Consider the following 23,441-nt stretch of genomic DNA (forward strand, 5'->3'; position numbering starts at 1 on the left):
GCGAAGGTCTGCATCGTGTACTTCACCGATCGTGGTATCGAGGAGCTGTCCGACCGGCGTGGCGAGGAGGAGGTCAGTCTCGCCTGGCTGGCCGACCGGCTGCGGGAGTTCGTCGACCTCAACCCCGAGTTCGAGACGCCGGTCGAACGCCTGGCGACCTGGCTCGCCCGCCTCGACGACGAGGACGACGACTGAGAATCTGCGTGACTCCGATACGTACGGTTTGCCCAGGTTCCTGCGCCTCACGCCGGATCCGCCGTGGATAGAAACGTAGCCACGATCACCATTGATGGCTACACTTTTATCCATGCTCGATGCGGAAGAACTGTCCGACCTACCTGCAACCTTCACCACTGGTGAGGCGCTGCGGGCCGGCGTACACCCTCGTGACCTCTACCGCCTCCGCGACCGGGGGGACCTGACCGAGTTGTCGCGAGGGGTCTTCCGCAGGGCTGACGCGCCCGTTCCGCGGTATCCCGACCTGCTGGCGGTCGCGCGGCGGGTACCGCAGGCGGTGGTGTGCCTGACCTCCGCGCTCGCGCTCCATGACCTGACCGACGACATCCCTGCGGCCGTCCACATCGCAGTCCCGCGGACCTCGCGCCCGCCGCACATCGATCACCCGCCGACCGAGGTGTCGCGCTTCGGCGTCGACACGTTCGAGCTGGGCGTGGAGTTGGTGGAGGCGGCCGAAGGTGAACACGTCCGCGTCTACTCGGCGCCGAGGACCGTGGTGGACGTGTTCCGGCTGAGAGCGCGCCTCGGCGAGTCCACGGCACTCATTGCGCTGCGACGCTACCTGGCAGGACGCGACGCCCGGGTGGGCGACCTCGTCGAGTTCGCGCGTGCCCTGCATGTGGCCGCGCCGTTGCGGGCCGCCCTCGACGTCCTGACGGCGAGCTGACCATGCCGGTGACGTGAGCGACCGCTGCAGGACGCGCCTGTCTGGACCTGCAGAACCGCGCCCGCCGGGAACGCCGCCCGACCCAGGAGCTGCTGACGTTCTACGTACTGGAGCGGTTTCTCGCCCGCATCGCCGCATCTGAACACCGCGACGAGTTCGTCCTCAAGGCAGGACTGCTGCTCGCCGTCCTTGACGCGCACCGTCCTACGCAGGATGCAGACTCGCTCGCCCGGCGCATCTCTGCGGATCAGGCAACCGTGGCCGCACGGGTCGTTGAGGTGTGTCAGCTGCGCCTTGCCGAGGACGACGGCGTCGACTTCCTGACCACGACCCGTGCGTACCTCCGCCATCCGCGAGGACGGCCTCTACGGTGGCGTTCGCCTCACGACGGACGCTCACGTCGCGCGGGCGCGGGTCACGTTGAAACTCGACGTCAACGTCGGTGATCCGGTCACTCCCGCACCAGTCGAGCTTGCCTACCCCGTGCTCCGCGACGGCCCACCGATCTGCATCCTCGGATACCCGCTGGTGACCGTCCTGGCGGAGAAGCTCTGCACGGCCGTCAGCCTCGGCGAGGGGAACACCCGGGTCAGGGACTACGTGGACATGTGGACGTTGACCGGCAGGCATGAGCGCGACGTCGCGCTCTACGCCGACCCGATCCTGGACATGACTGCGGCCGGCGGGACCTGGCAGGCCGGGAGCCGCGCATGGCGAGACCCGGCGCGTTCCACGTAGGCCGTCGAGGGAGCATCTGCCCTATCGTCAGTTGCCCTGTCGTCAGTCCGGTTTGGTCTCCGTCTCGGCCTTCGGGCGGCCGTTGACGCAGGTCACCATGACCTTCACCTTCACGTCGTCGCCCTCGAACTCCACCGATGCCGTGCTGTCCGGTCCACGCTCCGCCTCCTCGGTCTCGAAGTCCGGATGTGGGCTCCAGGAGGTGAGGTACGCCTGGTCGCCGTCGCACCGGGCGATGACCGTGCCCCCTCGAGACGGGATGTTCGTCACCGCCGGCGTGGATCCACCTGCCTCCCCGCCTGCCGGTGGGGTGGGCGGTGGCGTCCCTGTGGTGGTCGGCGAGGTGTTGGCCTCCGGCCCCGGCGAGGAAGACCCCGACGTCGCTTCGGCACTCGCCTTCGCGAGCGCACGGGCGACGGCGTCGCTGCTCAAGGGTTGACTCGTCCCGTCGGTGAGCCCCCGGCCAAGGAGGGAGATCGCGAGGACCCCGACCGTCACCGCGACCGCGGCCACGGCGAGCCAGCCGAGGACGCCGAGGAGGACACGTCGACGAGCCATGGCCCCAGCGTGCCCCATGCCGGCTTAACGCCGCGTTAAGGGCCTGGTGCCGACCAGAGCGCGGCATGGTCAGGATTCGCCGGTCGGGGGCACAGCCCAGTTATCCGGGAGACGACGCCCCTGCATCAGCGGCCGCCCGCAAGCATGTTCTGGCCGAGTGGGGTCAGAGTGTGAACGACGTGCCGGCCGTTCCGGGTTGATCTCACCAGTCCGCTGTTGCGCAAGATTGCGGTGTGCTCGCTCGTGGAGGACATGGAGAGACCGGTACGCGCGGCCAGTCGGGTGGTGCCTGCAGGAGTGGTCAGGGCCCTCAGCAGGGCGGCTCGTGGCCCGCCAATGAGTGCGGCCAGATGTCGGTCCGTGCCGGCGTGGATGTCGTTCGGTTGCATCCAGTGTGTTGGCGGATCTGTGGGATAGACGAGCACCGGGTCGAGATCGATGTTCGCCAGAGTTACCGGAGTGCCTCGGCAGAAGAACGAGGGCACCAGGGTCAGGCCGCGGCCGCCGAGATCGATGTCGAGGTCGGCAGGATAATCGGCGGTCAGGACGGGAGGGGTCCACCGGATGCCTCCTGGCAGGCTTGCCAGCAAGGCGTGAACGCCGCCGCTGACCAGCCGCTGGGTCATTTCACGTCGATGATCATCGAGCTGCGTGGTGATCTGGTTGTGGAACGGCGCGAGTGTGTGGTTGTAGTAGGTACGCAGTGCGGACGCCAAGCAACGCAGAGTCCGTGGTTCTCCGGCGGCGACGCCGGCCAACCAGGTTGACCGGCGGGACACGCCGTTCGCCTTCTCCATCTCGGTACGCAGGCGCGCTCCCGGCACGTGCAGCACAGCATCGATGCCGGCCTCAAGCCTTGTGCTCGTTGGCGCAGGGGTCAGGAAGTCGGGAAAGTAGCGTTGCGGAGGCGCCAGTTCGTAAAGGCCGGCCACGACCGGAGCGAGTCGCTCGCGAGCCACAGTTCGGGCCCAGCTCGCCCAGTTCCGGTAGGGATTGGCGGCGGCAGGTCGCGTGCCAATCTGGTGCAGGCTCAGCACGATCTCCCACATCGGGTCGACGTTCTCGTTGACCCGAACGCGTGCCAGGTCTTCTCCCGTGAACACGATGCGCAGCATGTCCCACCTCGCCTCGCGAACCTTTCGTACGAGCGCCGTCGGAAGATGGCCGGGTACGAGCAGGCGCAGCCCGTCCCGGCCAGGTTGGCACGAGTCGATGCTGATCCGCTCTCGATCCGCTCTTGATCTCATACTTGCTGAGTTCGGGGGGCTCCCCGGCGTAGGTCAGGACGCTTCGGCTCCGCCCGAATTGGCTCGACTGGCTCCGGCTCGCGCCCAATCATGTGGCGAATGGCAAGGTTTACGGCCCAAAGATCCGTCCTCGACCTCGCAGACGCCGCTCGGTTCATCGCACTCATCCTTGGCGGAGTCGGCCTGGTTGCCGCGCTGCTTCTCTACCTGGTTCCGACCCCAGCCGCCTCGATAGCCGGCTGGCCGCTGGGCTACACACTCGGCACGCCGGTCGGGGTGGAGCTGGGCGATGTCTGCGAAGCGAGCGGAACTCGCGGGATCGAATCCGATGACCGAACGAAATGTCCGGGCGCGTCGTGGTCAGTCGAGGGCGAAACCGGGAGCGGCACCCTGTATGCACGGTGGGGGCAGGTAGCGGGCAGCGGAGACCTGCCCGATCGCGTCGACGCTCGAGTCTTCAACGGTGCGGCTTACCTCGACCCGCCCGCAGCGCGATACGGACTCGCGGTCGTACCGCTGGCTCTTCTCGGCCTCGGTGTGCTCGCGTTGGTGTTCAGCATGCCGCTGTGGATCACCAAACGCGTCTCAGGGGCTGAAGGTGACTGGGAGGTCGAAGACGCCACGATGCTCGGCGTCGTCGGACTGGCATTCGCGGCATCGGCCGGTGCGGCAACGGGCTTTCTGATGGCCGAAGACACCAACGACCGCGCCGGCGCCGGCGCCGTGGTTGTCGCCGCTCTCGTCTGGGTGGTGTGGCAGGTGCGCAAATGGCGCAACGACTGACGGCGAGCACACTGGCGCTCGCAATCGGCTGCCTGCTGGCGGCGTGCGGCGGAGGCCCTCACTTGGGCAGCGACCCCACGGGTCCCCCGCGACCATCGAAACTGACGCCAGCACCGGAACCGCCCGACGTGAGCTTCAGCGCGTCTGCGGACGTGAACGACGAGCAGGTGACGATCGAGTACGAAATCGTCAACCACGGCGACCGACCGATCGTGGCATTCAACCGTGTTCCCTCGACCGACAGCCCGAACCCGGAGCCGGGCGAGCCAGAGAATTTTTACGTCGAGCCGAGTGGCACCGGGGCGGTCCTTTCCAAACAAGTCTTCCGAACGCCGGAAGGCGTAAGCGTGTACGCCCGACAGGTCCTGCGCGGAACGATCGTCGAGGCAGGCGAGCGGATCAGCGAACACATCATCACCGGCAGCACGTACGAAACGCGTCGACCGTACCAGGAACTCCTTGGCTATGATCAAGAGACAGTGCAGGCCGAGTTTGTCGATGTGTGCATCGGCGTCGCGCTCGCGGCGAATGTGACCGCACTATCCAAAGACGCTCATCCGATCTACCCGCACGACACCCGGACGGCAAACCAGCAACATATGTACTGCTCCAGTCCGGGCAGCTCGTAGCCGGTCGTTCCGACGTGTGTCATCCCTCATACCTGACCTCGAAGCGACTGATGCAGTAGGTGCCGTCGGCACTACGGCTGATCGTCACGCCGCCGACCACGTCCATGATGGCGCTGAGCTGGGCCTGTCCGGTGACGGAGCCGGTGTAGGTGCGGGCGCCCTCTGGGCCGGGGTCGGGTGTCACGGCAAGCTGTGCCCTGCTGACAACAAGCCGGTCAATCGTCGACTCGATTGCCGCCCTCCGCGGTGTGCCGCAGACATAGGTCATTGCTTTGTACGTGTCGCCATGATTGAGCAGAGTAATGAAGTTACGCATCTTGTCGATGGCCACATCCCGGGTCTCCGGCTGTGCAGGTGGGGAGTTGTCCTCAGGGCGGATGTCGATCACACACCAATCTCCTTGCCTGCGCAGAGTCCCCCGCCAGACAAGGGCTTCCGACTGCGAGGCTATGACTCCCTTCGCGCGTAGGTACGCCGTCGTGGAGTTCTGCGTTTCTACCTTGTCCACAGTGAACTCCTCGACCCGGAGCCGTCCCTCGGCCATATGCCTTGTCATGCTGCTGGGTTCGCTACACAGCAACTCGCGGGCCCGATCAAACTGTTCGTTGTTGACCGCCTCGGCGAATCCATGAGCGACCTGTTGGGGGTCGCTCTCGGGGGGTGCCGACGGGATGGTGGGAGCCGGGTTCTGTCCGTTCCGGCTGTTGCCAAGCGGGAGGATCACCATGGCGACCAGGGCGAGCACGCCCAGAGCGGCGATGATTCCGCCAGCGAGGAATGGGGTCTTGGCTCGACGAGGTGCTGGTGGGGTGGGCGGTGCGAAAGTCCTGTGCGCTGCTAGGACCGCCGCGATGGGTGGCTGTGAAGCCGGCGCCGACGCCGGGAGCGATGTGGTGGACGGCTGCGGGTTTGACGTTACGGCCGAGCCGGGCAGCCGGGTGGGTAGCTGTTGTTCGGAGCGTGCGACCACCTCGGCCACTGCCTGCTCGTCCAGGTCGAGCGCGAGGACGAGACCGCGCCCGAGTAGGAGCAGCGGGGTCAGCGGGTCGGAGACCGCAGGCAACGGGGCACCGAGCAGGCCGCGGAGCACGGCGTCCAGCAGGTGCGGGTCCGCCCCGGCTTGCTGGTGCAAGTCGCGGATGAATGCGACGATGCGTACATCAGCGGCATCGAGGAATACCCGGTGCGCCAGCTCCCCCGCCACGAGTGCGGCCAGCGCGCAGGCGCGTGCGGGGTCGGCCGGAGGATCGGACCCGCGGCCACAAAGCACCGCGGTGATCACAGCCACAAGCCTGTGAACGCTCGTATCCTGATCGCCGTGTCATTGAGCCAGCGCCAACCGACCCGCTGCAAAGGCCTGGAGACTATATAGATTCGTGCTGTCCACTCCACTGTAGGCCCGACCCAACCTGGCACAGCCGACTCGCTCGCGAGCCTTGCTCCCTGTTTCGGGAGTGCGCCCGACACGACTTCGGCGAGCGCCGTGGCGAACTTCGCGACAGCGTCGTGGGTCCCGGCACTGGACAGTTCGCGAGCGCGGTACATGAACTCGTACTCGTCCCCCAGTTGCTCCAGGTAGACGTTACGGCGGCGATCGCGCGAGGGGTGTCGCTCCAGCCTTCGTCGGCCGACTGGACGGTACCGCTCGGACGGCGGACGGTAGTTCTCGAAGTGCGCTTTGGGAAGCTTGCGAAAGAGGGGTTCACGATAGTAGTCCAGCGCAAGAGCAAGAACATTCATGGCCGCAGCACCACCCCATGCGGCCGCAGCGAGCAGCGTCCCCCAGAGCGCTGCCTTGCCGCAGTCGCCGGATCCTCCTGGTCCGTAGGTGACGGAGCCGTGACAGTGGGCCGAGGCCGCCGTCGGGGAGGCAACGAGCACCAGCAGGGTCAGGAAGGCGAGCGTGCCGAGCCGTCTCATGGCGCTGCCTCCATCGGAGTGTTGATCCAGACCCGAAGCGCCCGGATGTCCCGTCGCAGCGCGCTCGGACTGGTGGGTGGTACGCGATCGACCTCCCGGGCCAGCCGGAAGCGTTCGTGCGCGAGATCGAGTTGCAGTTGGTGGAGGTTGCCGACGGCGCGGTACGCCCACCAGCCGAGGGCGCGGGCACACAGCAGCCGGTGTGCGAGCCGCAGCCTGGGACGGGCAAGGACGGTAGCCTCCCCCACTGTGACGGCTGTCTGGCCAGCCCGAACCTCGGCGGCGAGACCTGCGTACAGTTCGGCCCGTTCTCGCCTGCCTGCTACCACCAATGTCACGGTGAGCAAGAGCAGGAAGGGGCCGGAGAGGATCAGGAAGTTGAGGGGAAAGCCGAGCAGGGTGGCGGACACGGCGTCCTCGAAGGCTGCGGGTAGTCGATTGTTGAGGGACATCCAGTTCCACACGAAGTGAGCGACCACCGCCAACCCGAATCCACCTGCCGCGACCGCGATCCGCGCGATGGCGCGCCGCTGCCGGTAGGCCAGCGCGATGGCTGCACCGGTCAGCCCGGTGAACAGCACATGCCCGAAGGTGATACCCGACACCCACTGGCGCACCCACACCTGCAGCATCGCTGCGTTGAAGTTGTACATGGCATAGCGGCTGGTTTCCATGAAGTTGAACCCCGCACCGACCATGGCACCGAGCACGAAACCATGCACGGGGTCGTCGTAGCGCTGACGTAGGTGGGCGAAGATGGCGAGAACGCCGAGCCCCTTGACGGCTTCCTCCCAGAGCGGCGCGGAAATCACGACGTCGGGCGCCAGGCTCACGTCGGGACGACGTAACCAGTATGCGAGATAGACATGGAGAACCGAGAGCAGTTGGTGCCCCGCGGTAATCGCGAAGGTGCCACCCCAGGCAACGGCGACGAGACAGTAGCGCAGTGGAATCCTCCGGAAGCGTTGCACGCGGTAGAGCACGACGACGGCTGTCGCCAGTCCGGGGATAGCCATGGGCACGCCGCCGAGTGCGTTGGGGATGAGAACGAAGACGACAGGAATGGTGGCCATGCCAGTGGCCAACAGCAGCGCGGCGACGTTCCGCACCGGGTGCCAGCGGGCTGGGAACGGAAGTTTCCACACCAGCAGGCCGAGCGGGGCGCCCACGACGATCCCGACAAGGAATGCCCAGCCAAACAGCGAAGGGATCGGCATGCGCCGGGCGGGGTAGTCGGCCAGCGCAACGGGGAATTCCCAGATCGGCAGGGGCAGGACGGCTGGAAGTGCTGCTAAGGCGGATGCCGCGGTGACCCCGAGGGTGATCGCCGCTTGAAGCTTGTATGCCTTCATGCCGGGCATCGTTGGTCTATCGCCTTGTTGAGCTTCTGGATGTTGGTGATCGGCGGCAGCGGTGACACGGCCGGGCGGCGTGAGCCGACCCCACCAAGCGCGTCGGCCATGATCCTGAAGTCGCTCGCAACCCCGTTCATTGCAGTGCGCAATTGTTCATCCTTGATGGACTGCGATTCCTGCCGTAACTGATCGGCGATGGCAGTGAGCCGCCGAGACTTGTCCTGTGGGTCGACGTGGTCATCGTGGACCACCGCTCGCATGTCGGCCTGCGCTTTGTACCAGACCGACCGCAGCGACTCACAGTTTTCCGCCATGGCTCCCGACTGCGGAAAACAGCCGCTTGTCGCCATCGCACATGCAAGTACGCAGAGCAGCCGCATGGCCCTCCACCGTGCGAGGCGTGCGTGGCACTCTGACCTGTTGACCCAGGAGGTGTCGTGTGACCCGCGAGCAACGACCGCAACCAGCCCACATCTGAAACGCGATGTCCTCGGTCGTGCTCCTGGGCTGGTGTCCATCGCTGCTGACTCCTGTCGTGAGACGTCAGGCTTGGAAGCGGCATCGGTGCCTACCCGCTCGCTGTCTGTGCGTCGGCCTCGGCCGCCAGCCGAACCACCTGGTGCGTCATGGCGACGATCTGGTCCGCGGGAGCGTAGCGACGCTGTGAGTGGGTCCAGACCAGGAGCACTCCGAGATCCGGATCAAGACGCCAACCGTCGAAACTCGACTCGAGGAGGAGACGACGCGTCTGCTGGGTAAGTCCGGCGCCTACATGGCTGGCATCCTCGGCGGTCGTCAGAAACCTCTTGTCAAAGGCGGCATCGCCAGTCCGAAAGAGCTTGCCGGGGCGCCACTCGTCATGACTTTGCCACTTGTTCGCCACCTGTACCCAGAACGGAACGTGCGGCAATGGAACCGCCCAGACAGTGTGCAGGTAGGTCAGTTGCGCCCTACCTGTGCCGGATCCGTGTCCTACCAGCCAGTCGAAGATCTCAACTCGGCGTCCCTCGGCAACACCCCCGAGGACGTTCAGGATGCGGGACCCGACAGCCAATCGCGTCGGCTCCATTCTCATGACCTTGCTTGTGATCATGTCCCCCGCAGTGCCCAGCGACCGTGGCAGCTGCTGAACGAGTGGCACCAGGTCTGGTCGCTCTGCTGTGAACGTCCACCCCTGGCTCTCCGCCACGGCGGCCATGGCCTTCACCCGTTGCGCCATGGACCGCCTGCCACGAATTCTCGGTACGACGGCAGCGGCGATGACAAGCAAGATCAACGCAACCACGACCACCTTGGTCACCAGTTCACTCATTGATCTCACCCTCCGGTCTGGCTTTCGATGTCGCGTTCGTATCCGACCAAGGTCAGATACCAGAGGGCCAGTCACTTCGGACCGAGCCGAAGTGCCTTGAACGAGACGGAGAGGCACGCGAACGTCGCTGTCAGGAACTCTTGGAATTCGCCGATGGCGGCTCTTGCTCAAGAGTCGCTGGAAGGGAGCCTGCGCTGGTGGTAGCGAATGATGATCGGTAGCTCCGTGACATGGACGTTGCTGCCGGGAACGGCAGGCTCGACGGTTCCGTTGAGGTGCTCGATCCGGTCCGTATCCGGCTCGGCTGGCATGCTTGCCGTACCGGTATCCGTCCAGCGGATCACGGCCTCGCTCGACGAGCGATCAGGAGGACCGCCTCCCGGAGACGAGGGAAACACGAACCGGAGCTGCCAGACATTCGGCGGCAGGTTGTCGTCGCTACCGTGACTGGCGGATCGTACGTACGCGTCGGCAAGCCAGTGCTGCACCCTGTCGACGGACCAGGCGGCCTGCGTGGGCGGTCCGCCTTCGGCCTGGAGGACGATTGGGAGCGTGCGGTTTCCCCAGTTGTAGAAGTACATCCGCTCGCAGCGGGCGAAGATACCGACGAGGAACTGGCGGACGGCGTACGCCTCGGCCGTGGCCTGATCCAGCCGTGGAGCATGGACCATGTTGTGCGAGGGCCCGGTTGCCCATAGCAGACGCTGGGCACCCACGGAGTGCAACGTCCGGTCGATGAGCGTGCTGAGTTCGATCATCTCCTCGGGCGGACCCGAGGGCTCCCGTGGGTGAAGCTTGACCGCTACGGCGTCGCAGAGCTCGAGGACGCCTGCCTCGGCGTACAACCGGAGCTGCTCCCGGACGGCCGGATCCCACAAATCACCGAACGACGGCGAAACCACGAGCGCGGCAGGATCCACGTCCTTGATGATCCTGGCCGCGCGCCGGACCATCTCGGCCAACGTGTCCGCGTCACCGGTGTACCACATCGGCGAGTTGACGTAGTCCCAGAGCTCGTACGCCTCGATCCGTCCGCGGTATCGGGTCACCGTGGTGTGGACGTAGGCATCCCAGTCGGTCAGGTCATCAGGTGCCGCCGCCCGGCAGTCCTCGAGGTACGGCGCGCGTTTCGCGTCGGGACATGCCCATCCGGCCGGCAGTCCCATCGTGTACAGCACCGGCAGGTCCACGTCCCGCGCACCGGTCACGAGCCGGTCCAACGTCTGCCAGTCGAAGACCTCTCTGTGCGGTTGGATGTTCGACCAGCGACAGGAGCAGTCCCACAGTCGGACCGCCCCCACCCGAAAGTCGGGCATCCTGCCACTCGTGCTGTTGAGGGTCACGCCGAAGAACACCCGACGCACAGGCCTGGGCGGATCCTGGTACCAGGTGGGACCCGGGACGTGTTGCTGGACGACGCGCTCCGTCGAGGGTGGTGCTGCCGAGCCGGGCACACCAACGGCGGTCGTTGGCCGAATGGGCGTGGACGGCTGGCCAAACACATCGGTCGCCCCCGGAACAGGGTCGTGCCCGCCGGCGAGGATGGTCTTGTGCAGCCGCTGCAACTCCGGTCCGGGTTCGATCCCGAGTTCCTCGACAAGTAGGCGGCGTCCCGACCGATAGCAGTCCAGCGCCTCGGCCTGGCGGCCGAGATGGTGCAACGCACGCATCAGCAACGCGCGGAACCGTTCGCGGAAAGGGTGCGAATCCGTCAGGGCGAGCAGCTCACCCACCCTGTCCGCATGCCTCCCCATGGCCAGCTCGGCCTCGAGGCAGCGCTCGAGGACGAGCAATCGACGTTCCTCCAACCTGGTGGCCTCGGCGGCCAGTCGGCGCACCCCGCCCAGTGCCGGACCGCGCCACAGGGCTAGCGCCGCACGCAGGCGCGCGACACACGCATCAAGGTGCCCGGCAGCATTGAGCTCGCACGCCTCGGCGGCCAGGCGTTCAAAGCTGTGGACATCGACGTCATCCGGATCGGCATGGAGGAGATAGCCGGTGGAACGCGTCTCAATCGCAGCCCCGAGCGAGCGCCGTAACGCCGACACCGCCGTGAGGATCTGCCCATGAGCGGTGACCGGCGCCGAGCCATCCCACACCGCGTCAACGAGGGCACGAACCGGCACCACCCGGTCGAGGTTGAGCGCGAGGACCGCGAGTACCGTCCGTTGACGTGGCCCGCCGATCGGGACTGCAGTGCCCTGGTCGCATACCTCGACCGGGCCCAGCAGGCGATAGTCCATCCGTACCCCTCCCGCGTGGTGCAGCATCAGGAAGATCGTCGCACAGGCGCGGGCAGTGGCTCTGCCCTCAATTCACGCCGTCCCTGGCGCCCATTCCACCGCCTGCGCAAGAGGATCGGGCTGCCGTTCTTTAACACCGCGTTAAGGACGCCCTCAGTACGGTGTGGGAGTGGTGTCCCTCCTGCTCGTCGAGGACGATCCGGCGATCCGGATCTCCCTCACCCGCGCCCTGACGGCGACCGGTCATGTCGTCGCCTCGGTGCCGTACGGCGGGGTGGCGCTGTCTGCCGTCCTGCGCGACCAACCCGATCTCGTCGTCCTCGACCTCGGCCTTCCCGACATCGACGGCCGCGACGTACTCGGCATGCTCCGGGGCGTGTCGGACATCCCGGTCATCGTCGCGACGGCCCGTGACGACGAGCAGGAGATCGTCCGGCTGCTCGACGCGGGCGCCGACGACTACCTCGTGAAGCCGTTCAGCGCGGGACAGCTGGGTGCCAGGATCCCGGCGGTTCTCCGGCGTACGACCGAGGCCGCCGTGGCCGGTCCACTCACGGTCGGTGAGCTGACCCTCGACGCACGTGCCCGCGTCGCGAGGCTCGCGGGGACGGTACTCGACCTGAAGCCGAAGGAGTTCGAACTCCTGTTGTTCCTCGCCGAGAACGCCGGTGCCGTGGTCTCCAAGCGTGACCTGATGGTCGAGGTGTGGCGGCAACCGTACGGCGGTGCGGACAAGACGGTGGATGTCCACCTGTCGTGGCTGCGGCGCAAGCTCGGCGAGACGGCGGCCGAGCCGCGCTACCTGCACACCGTGCGCGGTGTCGGAGTCAAGCTCGCTCCACCGGAACCGGCGGCGAGCCCTGAGCCGGCGGAACCGAGTGAGCCGGCGGAACCGAGTGGGCCGGCGGAACCGAGTGGGCCGGCGTACGGATGAGACGCCGGCTCGCCCTCCTGGTCGGGGCCACCACGAGTCTGGTACTCGCGGCGTTCCTCATTCCCCTCGGGCTGCTCCTCCAGCAGGTCGCGGCCGACCGGGCTGTGGGCGAGGCGACCCGGGAGGCCGAGTCGGTCGTCCCGCTGGTCGCGACCTTGGACCGGTCGACGCTGGCCTCGACACTGGAGCTGCGCAGCGCCGACGACGTGAGCAGAGTCCCCGTCACGGTGTTCCTCCCTGACGGGACCGTTCTCGGCGATGACGTACGACGGTCCCCTGCCGTCGACCTCGCGCAGCAGGGTCGCAGCATCACCGCGGTCGCGCCCGGCGGTCGCGAGGTGCTCATCGCCGCGCTCGGGCTGCCGGACGGAACGGCCGTCGTGCGGTCGTACATCTCGGACGCACAGCTGCGGGTGGGCGTCACGCGCGCGTGACTGATCCTGGGGCTACTCGGCGCCGGCCTGCTCGTGCTCGGCCTGGTGGTCGCGGACCGGCTCGCGCGGTCGACCGTACGTTCGCTGCACGATCTCGACGCGGTGGCCCGCCGGCTCGGCGACGGCGATCTCGACGCCCGCGCACGACCAGCGAGCGTCCCGGAGCTGAGTGAGGTCGGTACGACTCTCAACGCACTGGCTGGCCGGATCCGGGAGCTCCTCACGCGCGAACGCGAGTCGGTCGCGGACCTGTCCCATCGGATTCGTACACCTCTGACCGTGCTGCGGATCGAGGCCGAGGCCCTGACCTCCGCCGAAGCCGCCCGGCTGACCAGCGCGGTCGACGCCCTGGAACGCGCTGTCGACCAGGCGATCATCGAGGCGCGACGCGGGGTCACAGACCGGGGAGTGGCATCCGGCGGGCCGGTGTGTGACGCGGTGTCGGTGGTGTACGACAGGATCGGGTTCTGGCAGGTCCTGGCCGAGGAGGAGGGCCGCGAGGTCGCCACGGACGTGCCCACGACGCTCCTGCCGGTGGGTCTGTCGGCCGGGGACCTTGCCGCACTCGTCGACGCCCTGCTGGGCAACGTGTTCGCGCACACTCCAGAAGGCACGGCCTTCGCGGTACGACTGTGCGGAATGCCCGCGGGCGGCGTCGTCCTGACCGTCGGCGATGCCGGACCGGGCATCCCGCCTGGCGCCGTGGTCCTTGATCGGGGTGCGAGCGGTGGCGGGTCGACCGGTCTCGGATTGGACATCGTCCGGCGTACGGCAGAAGCCTCGGGAGGGCACATCGCGCTCGGAGCCTCTCCCCTGGGCGGCCTCGAGGTCACCGTCGAGATGGGTCCACCGGGAGCAGGGCGCGCAGGCCCGCCGCCACCTCCGCCACCCTCGGTCGACCACCGGGTAGCGGATCCAGGCATGCCGTCACCAGGTCGGTGAGGCGTCGAGGCAGCCGGCGTCCGATCGGGTCGACCTTCCGGTGCATCTGCGGGAAGTGGTCACCGCCCGCGTCGGGGAACGGCCGTCTCCGGGTCGCGGCACGGTAGAGCACCCCGCCCATCCCCCACACGTCGGTCGCCGGACTCACGTCGGCCCCACGTGCCTGCTCCGGCGCGAGGTACTCAGGGGTGCCCTGCCCGGCGGGACTCGGCCCGGGCGACTGCGCGAGGCCGAGGTCGAACACCTTGAGCAGCCCGGCCGCCACCACCAGGTTCGACGGCTTGAGGTCGAGGTGCAGCGTGCCGTGGCGATGGAGGTACGCAAGGGCCGCACACAGCTGGCTCCCCAGCCGGGCGAGGTCGGGGACAGCCAGACCGGTACGCCGGTCGAGGACCAGCCGGCTGAGGGTGTGCCCGGGCAGCACCTCCAGGATCACGGTCGGACGCGGTGCCTCCCGCACGTCGTACGCCCGGACCAGGTGGGGATGGGTGAATCGCTGGAGGAGCCGACCCTCGGTGAGCAGCCGGTCGACGACTGCCTGGTCGCGCAGTCGGTATCCGCGGACCGACTTCGCGACGCACAGACAGTCGCGCTCGGCGCTGTGGACCAGGCGTACGTCGTAGTCGTGGTTGCGACTCAGCAGTTGGACCGGCTGGTAGTCCGGTGGCAGCGGACGACTCATCGGACCGGGGCCGATCGCGCTGCCGCTGGCGGCTGCGGCGAAGCGAGCGGCTGCGGCGAGGTGGGCCCGGCCGGCGGGCGGTGCTCGGCGACAATGTGTCCCCGGTCGAGGACCATCGTGCGGTCCGCGAGTGCGGCGAGCGACCGGTCGTGGGTGATGAGCAGCGTGGTACGCCCGGCCATCAGGCGGCGCAACGGCGCGATGACGGCGCGGGCAGCCGGCGCGTCGAGACTGGCCGTGGGTTCGTCGAGGATCAGCAAGGGCGCGGGCCGGATGAGCGCACGCGCGATCGCGAGCCGTTGGCGCTGGCCGCCGGAGAGTCGGCGGCCGCGCTGGCCCACCCGCGTGAGGTAGCCATCCGGCAGCTCCCGGACGAAGCCGTCGGCATGGGCGGCGACGGCCGCCCGGAACACCTCCGGCGGACCGGCGGCGGGTGCGCCGTAGGAGATGTTCTCGGCGACGGTCCGGTCGAACAGCATCGTCTCCTGCAGGACGACGGCCACCTGGGCGCGCAGGGACTCCAGGTCGAGGTCGCGGATGTCGGTCCCGTCGATGAGTACCACCCCCGAGTCGGGGTCGGCCCAGCGCAGCAGCAGCCGTGTCAACGTGGACTTGCCGGCACCGTTAGGCCCCATCACGGCGACCGTCTCACCCGGTGCGATCCGCAGGTCGATCCCGTGGAGCGCGGCACGCTCGGCACCCGGGTAGCGGAACGTCACGCCGTCCAGGTGCACGTCGTGCGAACCATGCACGAACGGCACGGCGCGCGGCGACTGCTCCACGTCCGGCGCGTGATCCAGCAACTCCACCAGGCGTTCCGCGCTCGCCGACGCGCCGTAGACCGTGGTGGCGAGCCGCGACGCGCTGCGGATCGGCTGGTAGAGCTGGGCGAGATAGGCGACGAACGCCAGCAGGCCGCCGATGGTCAAACGCCCCTGCGCGTGTTCCCAGGCGCCGACCGCGAACACCAGCAGGCCGCCCACCGCCTCGATGACGTCGATGGCTGGTGAGTAGAGCGCGGACATCCGGTTCGCCGCGAGTCCGGCGGCCATCCGGGCGCGACCTTCCGCATGCAGCCGGCCAGCCTCGGCGCGTTCCTGCCCGTACGCCTGCACCAGCGGGATGTTCGCGAGGGTCTCCTCAGCGACCGCGGCTACTCCCCCGGTACGACGCCGCTTCTCCCGCGACGCCGTCCTGATCTGACGCGAGAAGTGCCGGGCGACCCACCAGAACAGCGGGACGACGACGAACGCCAGCAGCGCCAACTCCCACCGCAGGTAGAGCGCGAGCCCGGCGAAGACGAGGATGCGGACGGCGTAGGAGGCCGACCGCGTGACGCCACTGACGACGAGGCGTTCGATGGCGCTGACGTCGTTGGTGAGCCGGGACACGACATCACCCGCGCGGTACCGCTCGAAGAACGCCAGCGGCAGGCGGAGCACGTGCACGAACACCGCGTCGCGCAGGCGCAGCAGGAAGCGTTCGGCCAGCCAGGCCGACACCGCACTCGAGGCGTACGACACGACTCCGGCGACAAGCGTGACACCGAGCAATGCCCCACCCAGCACCCACAAGGCGTCCAGTTGCCGGCCGACGAGCACCGTGTCGATGATGTGCTTGAAGACCCAGATCGACGCGGCCGCCGTCAGCGGGGTGAGAGCAACGAAGAGCAGACTGGCCGCGAGGACCTTCCGGTCAGGTCGTGCGTACGGCCAGAAGCGGGTGAAGATCTCCCGCACCCTGAGCACCGGGGCGGCGGCGACGATCCCGCCCGAGCCCTCGGGCACCGTGACGAGGCGCGCCAGGCGCAGGTGGAGCCGGCGGAATCGCTCCCGCCGGCTCCGAGACTCCTGGACCATTCAGCTCGTCCCCGTCGTACGGCTCTGCTTGGACCGCTTCGACTTTCCGGAACGGCCGGTACGCGTACGGGTCTGGGACTTCGCGCTGCGACCGCTCAGTGCGGCCCCCAGGTCGGTGAACAGACGCATCGAAATCGCCTCTCTCACAGGTTGTTCCCTCGCGTTTCGAGGGCCTGCATCGAGACTTGTGCGCGTCACCGCGAAGGACAACGGGCGAGGGTGATCATTAGCCTGGCGTTATCCAGCGGCTGATCACCGGTTAGTGCGCCGCGGCGTTCGCGTGAGGTGCCTCATCCAACGGCGGTTCGGATGAGGGCGCCCCTCACCCCATAGGTTCGCGTGAGGGTGCCCCTCATCCAACGACCGTTCGCCTGAAGGCGCCCCTCATCCCACGCGAGGCAGCGCCCTCACGGCGTCAGGACGACCTTGCCGAAGATCTCGCCTGCGGCCATCGCCGACAGTCCCTTGCGCGCATCGGACAGCGGCAGCACCTGGTCGACCAGTGGGCGTACGCCGGTCTCGTGGCACAGGCGCAGCAGTCCGGCGAGCTCGTCCCGCGTCCCCATCGTCGAGCCCACGACCCGCAGCTGGAGGAAGAAGACCCGGTTGAGGTCGGCCGGCGGATTCGGGCCACTCGTCGCTCCAGACACGACCAGCGTTCCGCCCGGGCGGAGGGACTTCAGCGAATGGCTCCACGTCGCCTCACCGACGGTCTCCATCACCGCGTCGACGCGTTCGGGCAGCCGGGCGCCGGGCTCGAAGGCCGCGTCGGCTCCGAGCTGGTCGACGGCACGGGCGCGTTTCGCCTCGTCGCGGCTCGTCACCCACACCCGGTGCCCGGTCGCCTTGGCCAGGGTGACTAGCGCGGTGGAGACGCCGCCGCCCGCACCCTGGACCAGCACGGTGCCGCCGGGGCGGAGACCGGACTGGACGAAGAGCATGCGGTAGGCCGTGAGCCACGACGTCGGCAGGCAGGCCGCCTCCTCGAAGCTCAGCGACGCCGGCTTGGGTACCAGATTGGCGCGCGGCACGGCGACCCGCTCGGCGAGGGTTCCAGGATGACGCTCCGACAGCAGCGACCGGCGCGGGTCCAGCGTCTCGTCGCCACGCCAGTCCGGAGAGCTGATCACGCCGTGGACGACGACCTCGTTGCCGTCCTCGTCGACCCCGGCGGCGTCGGTGCCGAGGACCATCGGCAGCTGCTTCTCCGCCAGGCCGACCCCTCGCAGCGACCACAGGTCGTGGTGGTTGAGCGCGGCCGCCCGGACCGTGACTGTGGTCCAACCGTCGCCGGGCTCGGGCTCGGGTCGCTCACCGACCTCCAGGCCGGCTACCGGATCGTTCGGGTCGATGCGTACGGCATAAGCGGCAAACACACCCTGACCCTACCCATCACCGGGGCCCAGCTGGGGTCGGCGAGCCCGGCAAATGACCACGTTGGGCATGCCTGTGGTGGCCGTCCATGCGTACATGCCTGGTCCGGGTGCCACTCGCATGCCCAGCGTGGTCATTTGCAAGCCACCGGCGGCGTCAGCGCTGGGCGAGGCCTTCGCGGCGAGCGGCGTCGGCGACGGCGGCCGCCACGGCAGGCACCACCCGGGCGTCGAACGGGGACGGGATGATCCGCGACGGCGCGAGTTCATCGCCCACGAGCTCCGCCAACGCCGCAGCGGCAGCCAGCTTCATCCCCTCGCTGATCTGCCGCGCCCGGACGTCGAGCGCGCCCCGGAACACACCCGGGAACGCCAGCACGTTGTTGATCTGGTTCGGGAAGTCCGAGCGCCCGGTGGCGACCACCGCCGCATGCCGCGCCGCCACGTCGGGATGCACCTCGGGGTCGGGGTTCGCGAGCGCGAGCACTACCGAGTCCTCGGCCATCGACGCGACCGTCTCTTCGGCGACCGACCCTCCGGACACCCCGATGAACACGTCGGAACGCCGCATCACGTCGGCCAGCGCGCCGGTACGACGATGCGGGTTCGTCGTCGCGGCAAGGCTTCGCTTCACCGGGTTGAGATCGGTCCGTCCCTCGTGCAGGGCGCCGCCCCGGTCGGTCACCACGATGTCCTCATACCCCGACGCCAGCAGGATCGCCGCGACCGCGACGCCGGCAGCACCCGCACCGGAGATCACGACCCTCGTGTCGATCGGCTTGCGCCCGGTCAGCTCCATCGCGTTGGTCAGCGCCGCCAGCACGACGATCGCCGTACCGTGCTGGTCGTCGTGGAACACCGGGATGTCCAGCCGGTCGCGAAGTCGCCGCTCCACCTCGAAGCACCGCGGGGCCGAGATGTCCTCGAGGTTGATGCCGCCGAACGCCGGTGCCAGTCGTACGACCGTCTCCACCAGCTCACCGACGTCGGTGCACGCCAGGCAGATCGGCACCGCGTCGACGCCGCCGAACTTCTTGAACAGCAGCGCCTTGCCCTCCATCACCGGCAACGACGCCTCCGGGCCGATGTCACCCAGGCCGAGCACGGCGGTGCCGTCGGTGACGACCGCGACGGTACGGGACTTCCAGGTGTAGTCGTGGACGAGCTCGGGCCGCTCCGCGATCGCCGTGCACACCCGCGCCACCCCCGGGGTGTACGCAAGGGACAGGTCATCGCGCCCGCGGACGGGAACCGTCGACGCGACTTCGAGCTTGCCGCCACGGTGGAACGGGAAGGCCGGGTCGGTGTCGTCGAACGGCACCGGTGGGGTGACACCCAACGTGCCCGGAACCCCCGGAACCCCCGGTCCCCCCGGTCCCCTCGGTACGGGCGGAACCCCCGGAACCGGCGGAACCTCCGGGACGGGAGCAGTGGCGGACGGATCGGTCAAAGCGTCAGAAGACATGCGGAACCCTGTCCTAGAAGGCGAGGGCGCCGGAAAACGGAACAACCACGAAGAGGGCCCGGCCGGCACCTTGGACGGATGGAACAACACGGCCGCGGGCGATCAGGTCCGGGTCGATCGCAATGCCAAACGGGGGTCACCCGTATGGGGAAAGTCTGTCATACCATGTGTCGGCTCCGGGGCGGCAGCAACCAAGAGCCCACCCGCCGTTGCCGAGCCAATGCCGTGCGTAACGAACGCCCACGGGCGCTGCTTAACAAAGCTGAACAATTCAGATGCGACGCTTCTGGTCACCACCCCGTCCGGGCGGCGTCGCGCCGTTACGAGAGCAAAGGACGTGTCATGACAAGGCAGCACATCCGCCGCATTCTTGCCTCCGGCGGCGCCCTCCTCGCGATCGGCACCACCCTCGCCGGCTGCGGCGGCGATGATCCGTCCGCCACCGAGTCGCCCGAGGCCAAGACGACGCCGGAGTCCGAGCTCGCCGCACTCGTCCCCGACTCGATCGCCTCCGACGGCAAGATCCGGGTCGGCACCGACGCGAGCTACGCGCCGAACGAGTTCCTGGACGCCGACGGCAAGACCGTGATCGGCATGGACGTCGAACTCTTCGACGCGATCGCCGGCAAGCTCGACCTCGACGTCGAATGGGTGCCCTCGGCGTTCGGCGACATCATCCCCGCCATCCAGTCGGGCAAATACGAAGCGGGCGTCTCGTCGTTCACGATCAATGCCGAACGCATGGAACAGACGCAGATGATCGCCTACTTCAACTCCCCCATCCAGTGGGTCACCACCAAGGGCAACCCGAAGAAGGTCGACATCGACAACGCCTGCGGCCTGACGATCGGCGTCCAGAAGGACACCATCGAGGTGCCTGACCTGCAGGAGCGCTCGAAGAAGTGCGAGGCGGCCGGCGAGCCCGCGATCACGATCAACCAGTACCCCGGCCAGGACACGGTGACCACCAACGTCGTGACCGGCAAGGAAGACGCGATGACCGCTGACCTGCCGATCGCCGTCTACGCGGTCGAGCAGACCGGCGGCAAGCTGGAGTTGCTGGGTGAGCCCTACGGCAACGCGCCTTACGGCATCGCTGTCAACAAGGACGAAACGGAGTTCGCCGAGGCGATCCAGAAGGCCACCCAGGCGATCATCGAGGACGGCACCTACGCCGACATCCTCGGCAAGTGGGGCAACGACAAGGGCGCCGTCACGGCCGAACAGGTGCAGGTCAACCCCTCGACGCCATGAGCGGGCGACCCACAGTCCCGGTGGCCACCTCCGAGGCCGAGCTCATCAGGGCGGTGCCCGTCCGGCATCCCTGGCGCTGGGTGGTCACCGGGTGCATCGTCGTACTGACCGCGATGTTCGTGCACATGCTGCTCACGAACGACGCGTTCCAGTGGGACTTCATGGTCGCCAACGCCCTCGCGCCGCCGGTCCTCGAAGGTGCCCGGAACACGGTCGTCCTCACCGTCGTCGCGATGGTGATCGGGATCGTGATCGGCGTCGTCCTCGCGATCATGCGGCTCTCGACCAACCCGATCCTGTCGGGTGTGTCGTGGGTCTACGTGTGGTTCTTCCGAGCCGTCCCGCGCGTGGTGCTGCTGGTGCTCTTCGGCAACCTCGGCATCCTCTACGCACGGTTCGAGATCGGCGTGCCGTTCGACTGGTGGATCGCGGATCTGTTCGGGATCGACCTGAGCCTGCGGTTCTTCGGATTCGACGCCCGCACCGTGGTCACCGGCTTCGTCGCGGCGACGCTCGGCCTCGCCCTGTCCGAGGGTGCGTACATGGCCGAGATCGTGCGCGCGGGCATGCAGTCGATCCCGCAAGGCCAGGTTGACGCCGCCGAGTCGCTCGGCATGCGCCGGCCGCTCACCCTGCGCCGGATCATCCTGCCGCAGGCGATGCGGGTGATCATCCCGCCGACGGGCAACGAGACGATCGCCATGCTCAAGGACACCGCCCTCGTCGCCTACGTTCCGGCGTACGAACTGTGGTTCCAGCTGCAGGGCATCGGCAGCCGGACGTTCCAGGTGTTCCCGATGCTCATCGGCGCGTGCCTGTGGTATCTCGCGCTCACCAGCATCCTGATGGTCGTGCAGTACTTCATCGAACGCCACTTCGCCCGCGGCTCACGGGTCGCGGCCGGCCGGTTGCGGCTGGCGCGCGGTGGCGCGGGAGGTGCCTGAGGCGATGACGCCAGAACCGACAGACACAGTGCCGACCGACACAGTGCCGACCGACACAGTGCCGACCGACACAGTGCCGACCGACACAGTGCCGACCGACACAGTGCCGACCGAGGCGATGGCGGCGATGGTGAAGGCCGAACGGGTCCGCAAGCGGTTCGGCCGCCACGAGGTGCTGAAGGGCGTCGACCTCGAGGTCGCGCCCGGCCAGGTCTGCTGCGTCATCGGGCCGTCGGGCTCGGGCAAGTCGACCTTGCTCCGGTGCGTCAACCACCTGGAGAAGATCGACGCCGGCCGGCTCTGGGTCGGTGGCGAGCTGGTGGGCTACCGGCAGCGCGGCGGAAAGCTGTACGAACGCAAGGCCGCGGAGGTGGCGGAGCAGCGCCAGGACATCGGCATGGTCTTCCAGCAGTTCAACCTGTTCCCGCACATGACGGCGCTGGAGAACGTCATGGAGGCACCGCTACGGGTACGCAAGGAGCCGCGCGCGGTCGTGCACGAGGCGGCACACAAGCTGCTCGACCGGGTGGGCCTGCGTCCGCACGTCGACAAGTACCCCGCCCAGCTCTCCGGCGGGCAACAGCAGCGGGTGGCCATCGCGCGAGCGCTCGCGATGCGACCGAAGCTGATGCTGTTCGACGAGCCGACGTCCGCGCTCGACCCGGAGCTGGTCGGCGAGGTCCTCGACGTCATGCGTCAACTGGCTCTTGACGGCATGACGATGCTGGTCGTGACCCACGAGATGGCATTCGCTCGGGAGGTCGGCGACCAGCTCGTCTTCATGGACGACGGCGCGGTCATCGAGACCGGCGCGCCCCAGGAGGTCCTGACCCATCCCACCCACCCCCGCACCCGCACCTTCCTCCAGCGCGTCGGCGGTGTCACGAACGCAGACGACCGCGACCGCGCGGCGGAAGGGCAGCCGCCAGCCGGTCCCTGAGCCGCACGAACGCCGTGACGACCCGCAGTCTGGCGACGACGACGGCCACCAGGTCGCCTTCGGGGATGGCACCGACGTGCCACGAGTCGATGCCCTCCCGCGGGTTGTCGCGCTCGACCCACCAGCCACCGTCCGGCTCCCGTCGGACGAGTCGCTTCACCGACAGCGGCCGCCCGCCCGGCAGCACGACCAGGACGAGGGACCCGGGCCGCGGCGTCCGTGCGTACGCCACCAGCAGCCGGTCACCGTCACGCAAGGTGGGCAGCATCGACCGCCCCCGCACGATCGCGATGCCGTACTTCGACACAAAGGTCCCCCTCAGCGGCGTTTGGGCACAGGAGTAGTGTCGCAAGAAGGTCACAAAGAACCGCTGCAACGTCATGCTGAACATGGTTTGGAAAGGTTGGAGAGGGATGCTTTCGCGCCTGATCGCGCCGGCAGTGGAAGTCTCGGCGCACTGCGACCTGCCCTGCGGAGTCTACGACCCCGCGCAGGCCCGCATCGAGGCCCAGTCGGTCAAGGCGATCATCGAGAAGTACAACGACAGTGACGACGCCGACTTCAGGACGCGTGCGTTGATCATCAAGGAGGAGCGGTCGGACCTCGTGAAGCACCACCTGTGGGTGCTGTGGACCGACTACTTCAAGCCGCCGCACTTCGAGAAGTACCCGCAGCTCAACGAGCTGTTCAACCAGGCGACCAAACTCGCTGGCGGCGGTGGGGGCACGAAGGCCAGCAACGACGTCAAGGTCGCTGACCAACTGCTCGCCAAGATCGACCAGATCGCCGAGATCTTCTGGGAGACGAAGAAGGCCTGACCTCGTGCCGGCTCCCCGAGTCTTCGGGAACGCCGGCACGATGTGACGATGCGGGTCGCACCCTGGTTCTCGCGCGGCGAGTCTCCAGGGATGCGGCCCGTACGCAT

At 68.0% G+C, this 23,441-nt stretch carries 27 protein-coding genes; 13 read left to right on the top strand and 14 right to left on the bottom strand.

Features of this window, described 5'->3' with window-relative positions; translation table 11 throughout:
- The first annotated feature begins 15 nt into the window (after window positions 1–15).
- The 4 genes from ABN034_RS29175 (at window position 16) to ABN034_RS29185 (ending at window position 1,642) form a co-directional block, all read left to right on the top strand.
- Complete coding sequence (locus ABN034_RS29175; RefSeq protein ID WP_349332031.1) at window positions 16–195, top strand: DUF6104 family protein; 180 nt, start codon at window positions 16–18, stop codon at window positions 193–195.
- A 112-nt stretch (window positions 196–307) separates the two neighbouring features.
- Entirely contained in the window at window positions 308–904 is a 597-nt protein-coding gene (locus ABN034_RS29180; RefSeq protein ID WP_349694195.1) for a type IV toxin-antitoxin system AbiEi family antitoxin domain-containing protein, read from the top strand.
- 173 nt (window positions 905–1,077) lie between these two features.
- Window positions 1,078–1,350 carry a hypothetical protein gene (locus tag ABN034_RS34655; protein WP_502879116.1) on the top strand — a complete coding sequence of 91 codons (273 nt, stop codon included), beginning with the start codon at window positions 1,078–1,080 and terminating at the stop codon, window positions 1,348–1,350.
- Window positions 1,238–1,642, top strand: a complete 405-nt coding sequence (locus ABN034_RS29185; protein WP_349694196.1) for a nucleotidyl transferase AbiEii/AbiGii toxin family protein — start codon at window positions 1,238–1,240, stop codon at window positions 1,640–1,642. Before ABN034_RS34655 ends, ABN034_RS29185 begins: the two co-directional genes overlap by 113 nt.
- Before the next feature lie 42 nt (window positions 1,643–1,684).
- Here ABN034_RS29185 and ABN034_RS29190 read toward each other — a convergent pair whose 3' ends face one another.
- Window positions 1,685–2,200, bottom strand: coding sequence for a hypothetical protein (locus tag ABN034_RS29190; RefSeq protein WP_349694197.1), 516 nt, complete (start codon window positions 2,198–2,200; stop codon window positions 1,685–1,687).
- Window positions 2,201–2,325: 125 nt separating this feature from the next.
- Window positions 2,326–3,315, bottom strand: a complete 990-nt coding sequence (locus tag ABN034_RS29195) for an ArsR/SmtB family transcription factor (RefSeq protein ID WP_349694198.1) — start codon at window positions 3,313–3,315, stop codon at window positions 2,326–2,328.
- A gap of 231 nt (window positions 3,316–3,546) precedes the next feature.
- Here ABN034_RS29195 and ABN034_RS29200 point away from each other — a divergent pair, with 231 nt between their 5' ends.
- On the top strand, window positions 3,547–4,230 hold the full coding sequence (locus tag ABN034_RS29200) for a hypothetical protein (RefSeq protein WP_349694199.1): 684 nt from the start codon (window positions 3,547–3,549) through the stop codon (window positions 4,228–4,230).
- Window positions 4,215–4,859, top strand: coding sequence for a hypothetical protein (locus tag ABN034_RS29205; RefSeq protein WP_349694200.1), 645 nt, complete (start codon window positions 4,215–4,217; stop codon window positions 4,857–4,859). The genes ABN034_RS29200 and ABN034_RS29205 overlap by 16 nt, the downstream gene beginning before the upstream one ends.
- Before the next feature lie 19 nt (window positions 4,860–4,878).
- Here the strand turns inward: ABN034_RS29205 and ABN034_RS29210 are convergent, their stop codons facing one another.
- The 6 genes from ABN034_RS29210 to ABN034_RS29235 all read right to left on the bottom strand — a co-directional run bounded on the left by ABN034_RS29210 (window position 4,879) and on the right by ABN034_RS29235 (window position 11,716).
- Complete coding sequence (locus ABN034_RS29210) at window positions 4,879–6,141, bottom strand: hypothetical protein (RefSeq protein ID WP_349694201.1); 1,263 nt, start codon at window positions 6,139–6,141, stop codon at window positions 4,879–4,881.
- Window positions 6,138–6,779 carry a hypothetical protein gene (locus tag ABN034_RS29215; RefSeq protein ID WP_349694202.1) on the bottom strand — a complete coding sequence of 214 codons (642 nt, stop codon included), beginning with the start codon at window positions 6,777–6,779 and terminating at the stop codon, window positions 6,138–6,140. Before ABN034_RS29215 ends, ABN034_RS29210 begins: the two co-directional genes overlap by 4 nt.
- A complete protein-coding gene (locus ABN034_RS29220) occupies window positions 6,776–8,131 on the bottom strand; it encodes a PrsW family intramembrane metalloprotease (RefSeq protein ID WP_349694203.1) in 1,356 nt (451 codons plus the stop codon). Before ABN034_RS29220 ends, ABN034_RS29215 begins: the two co-directional genes overlap by 4 nt.
- On the bottom strand, window positions 8,128–8,514 hold the full coding sequence (locus ABN034_RS29225; RefSeq protein WP_349694204.1) for a hypothetical protein: 387 nt from the start codon (window positions 8,512–8,514) through the stop codon (window positions 8,128–8,130). Before ABN034_RS29225 ends, ABN034_RS29220 begins: the two co-directional genes overlap by 4 nt.
- A 188-nt stretch (window positions 8,515–8,702) precedes the next feature.
- Complete coding sequence (locus ABN034_RS29230) at window positions 8,703–9,446, bottom strand: hypothetical protein (protein WP_349694205.1); 744 nt, start codon at window positions 9,444–9,446, stop codon at window positions 8,703–8,705.
- Window positions 9,447–9,613: 167 nt separating this feature from the next.
- The gene (locus ABN034_RS29235) at window positions 9,614–11,716 is read right to left on the bottom strand and encodes a BTAD domain-containing putative transcriptional regulator (RefSeq protein ID WP_349694206.1); all 2,103 of its coding nucleotides are present in this window, start codon (window positions 11,714–11,716) and stop codon (window positions 9,614–9,616) included.
- A gap of 142 nt (window positions 11,717–11,858) precedes the next feature.
- On the opposite strand from ABN034_RS29235, the gene ABN034_RS29240 reads away from it, so the two are divergent.
- The 3 genes from ABN034_RS29240 to ABN034_RS29250 are packed head-to-tail and all read left to right on the top strand — an operon-like array spanning window position 11,859 to window position 13,999.
- Window positions 11,859–12,623 carry a response regulator transcription factor gene (locus tag ABN034_RS29240; RefSeq protein ID WP_349694207.1) on the top strand — a complete coding sequence of 255 codons (765 nt, stop codon included), beginning with the start codon at window positions 11,859–11,861 and terminating at the stop codon, window positions 12,621–12,623.
- Window positions 12,620–13,057: a hypothetical protein gene (locus ABN034_RS29245; protein ID WP_349694208.1), complete on the top strand. Its 438-nt coding sequence runs from the start codon at window positions 12,620–12,622 to the stop codon at window positions 13,055–13,057. Before ABN034_RS29240 ends, ABN034_RS29245 begins: the two co-directional genes overlap by 4 nt.
- A gap of 45 nt (window positions 13,058–13,102) precedes the next feature.
- Entirely contained in the window at window positions 13,103–13,999 is an 897-nt protein-coding gene (locus ABN034_RS29250; RefSeq protein ID WP_349694209.1) for an ATP-binding protein, read from the top strand.
- Here ABN034_RS29250 and ABN034_RS29255 read toward each other — a convergent pair.
- The 5 genes from ABN034_RS29255 to ABN034_RS29275 all read right to left on the bottom strand — a co-directional run bounded on the left by ABN034_RS29255 (window position 13,887) and on the right by ABN034_RS29275 (window position 19,252).
- Entirely contained in the window at window positions 13,887–14,681 is a 795-nt protein-coding gene (locus ABN034_RS29255; RefSeq protein WP_349694210.1) for a serine/threonine-protein kinase, read from the bottom strand. The two genes, ABN034_RS29250 and ABN034_RS29255, sit on opposite strands and share 113 nt — an antisense overlap.
- Window positions 14,678–16,540 (bottom strand): ABC transporter ATP-binding protein, encoded by a 1,863-nt coding sequence (locus ABN034_RS29260; protein WP_349694211.1) that lies wholly within the window; start codon window positions 16,538–16,540, stop codon window positions 14,678–14,680. Before ABN034_RS29260 ends, ABN034_RS29255 begins: the two co-directional genes overlap by 4 nt.
- The gene (locus ABN034_RS29265) at window positions 16,541–16,669 is read right to left on the bottom strand and encodes a hypothetical protein (RefSeq protein WP_349694212.1); all 129 of its coding nucleotides are present in this window, start codon (window positions 16,667–16,669) and stop codon (window positions 16,541–16,543) included.
- 278 nt (window positions 16,670–16,947) lie between these two features.
- Window positions 16,948–17,916, bottom strand: a complete 969-nt coding sequence (locus tag ABN034_RS29270; protein ID WP_349694213.1) for a zinc-binding dehydrogenase — start codon at window positions 17,914–17,916, stop codon at window positions 16,948–16,950.
- A 154-nt stretch (window positions 17,917–18,070) separates the two neighbouring features.
- The gene (locus tag ABN034_RS29275; protein WP_349694214.1) at window positions 18,071–19,252 is read right to left on the bottom strand and encodes an NAD(P)-dependent malic enzyme; all 1,182 of its coding nucleotides are present in this window, start codon (window positions 19,250–19,252) and stop codon (window positions 18,071–18,073) included.
- A 468-nt stretch (window positions 19,253–19,720) separates the two neighbouring features.
- Here ABN034_RS29275 and ABN034_RS29280 point away from each other — a divergent pair, with 468 nt between their 5' ends.
- From ABN034_RS29280 to ABN034_RS29290, 3 genes are all read left to right on the top strand, one after another.
- Complete coding sequence (locus ABN034_RS29280; protein ID WP_349694215.1) at window positions 19,721–20,632, top strand: ABC transporter substrate-binding protein; 912 nt, start codon at window positions 19,721–19,723, stop codon at window positions 20,630–20,632.
- Window positions 20,629–21,576, top strand: a complete 948-nt coding sequence (locus ABN034_RS29285; RefSeq protein WP_349694216.1) for an amino acid ABC transporter permease — start codon at window positions 20,629–20,631, stop codon at window positions 21,574–21,576. The genes ABN034_RS29280 and ABN034_RS29285 overlap by 4 nt, the downstream gene beginning before the upstream one ends.
- Before the next feature lie 127 nt (window positions 21,577–21,703).
- Window positions 21,704–22,516 (top strand): amino acid ABC transporter ATP-binding protein, encoded by an 813-nt coding sequence (locus ABN034_RS29290; protein ID WP_502879117.1) that lies wholly within the window; start codon window positions 21,704–21,706, stop codon window positions 22,514–22,516.
- Here ABN034_RS29290 and ABN034_RS29295 read toward each other — a convergent pair.
- Entirely contained in the window at window positions 22,458–22,898 is a 441-nt protein-coding gene (locus ABN034_RS29295; protein WP_349694217.1) for a S24 family peptidase, read from the bottom strand. The genes ABN034_RS29290 and ABN034_RS29295 overlap by 59 nt on opposite strands.
- Window positions 22,899–22,929: 31 nt before the next feature.
- On the opposite strand from ABN034_RS29295, the gene sodN reads away from it, so the two are divergent.
- Window positions 22,930–23,334, top strand: coding sequence for a superoxide dismutase, Ni (gene sodN / locus ABN034_RS29300; protein WP_349332017.1), 405 nt, complete (start codon window positions 22,930–22,932; stop codon window positions 23,332–23,334).
- Window positions 23,335–23,441 lie beyond the last annotated feature (107 nt).

This window comes from Actinopolymorpha sp. B11F2 (assembly GCF_040195635.1).
GTDB lineage: Bacteria > Actinomycetota > Actinomycetes > Propionibacteriales > Actinopolymorphaceae > Thermasporomyces.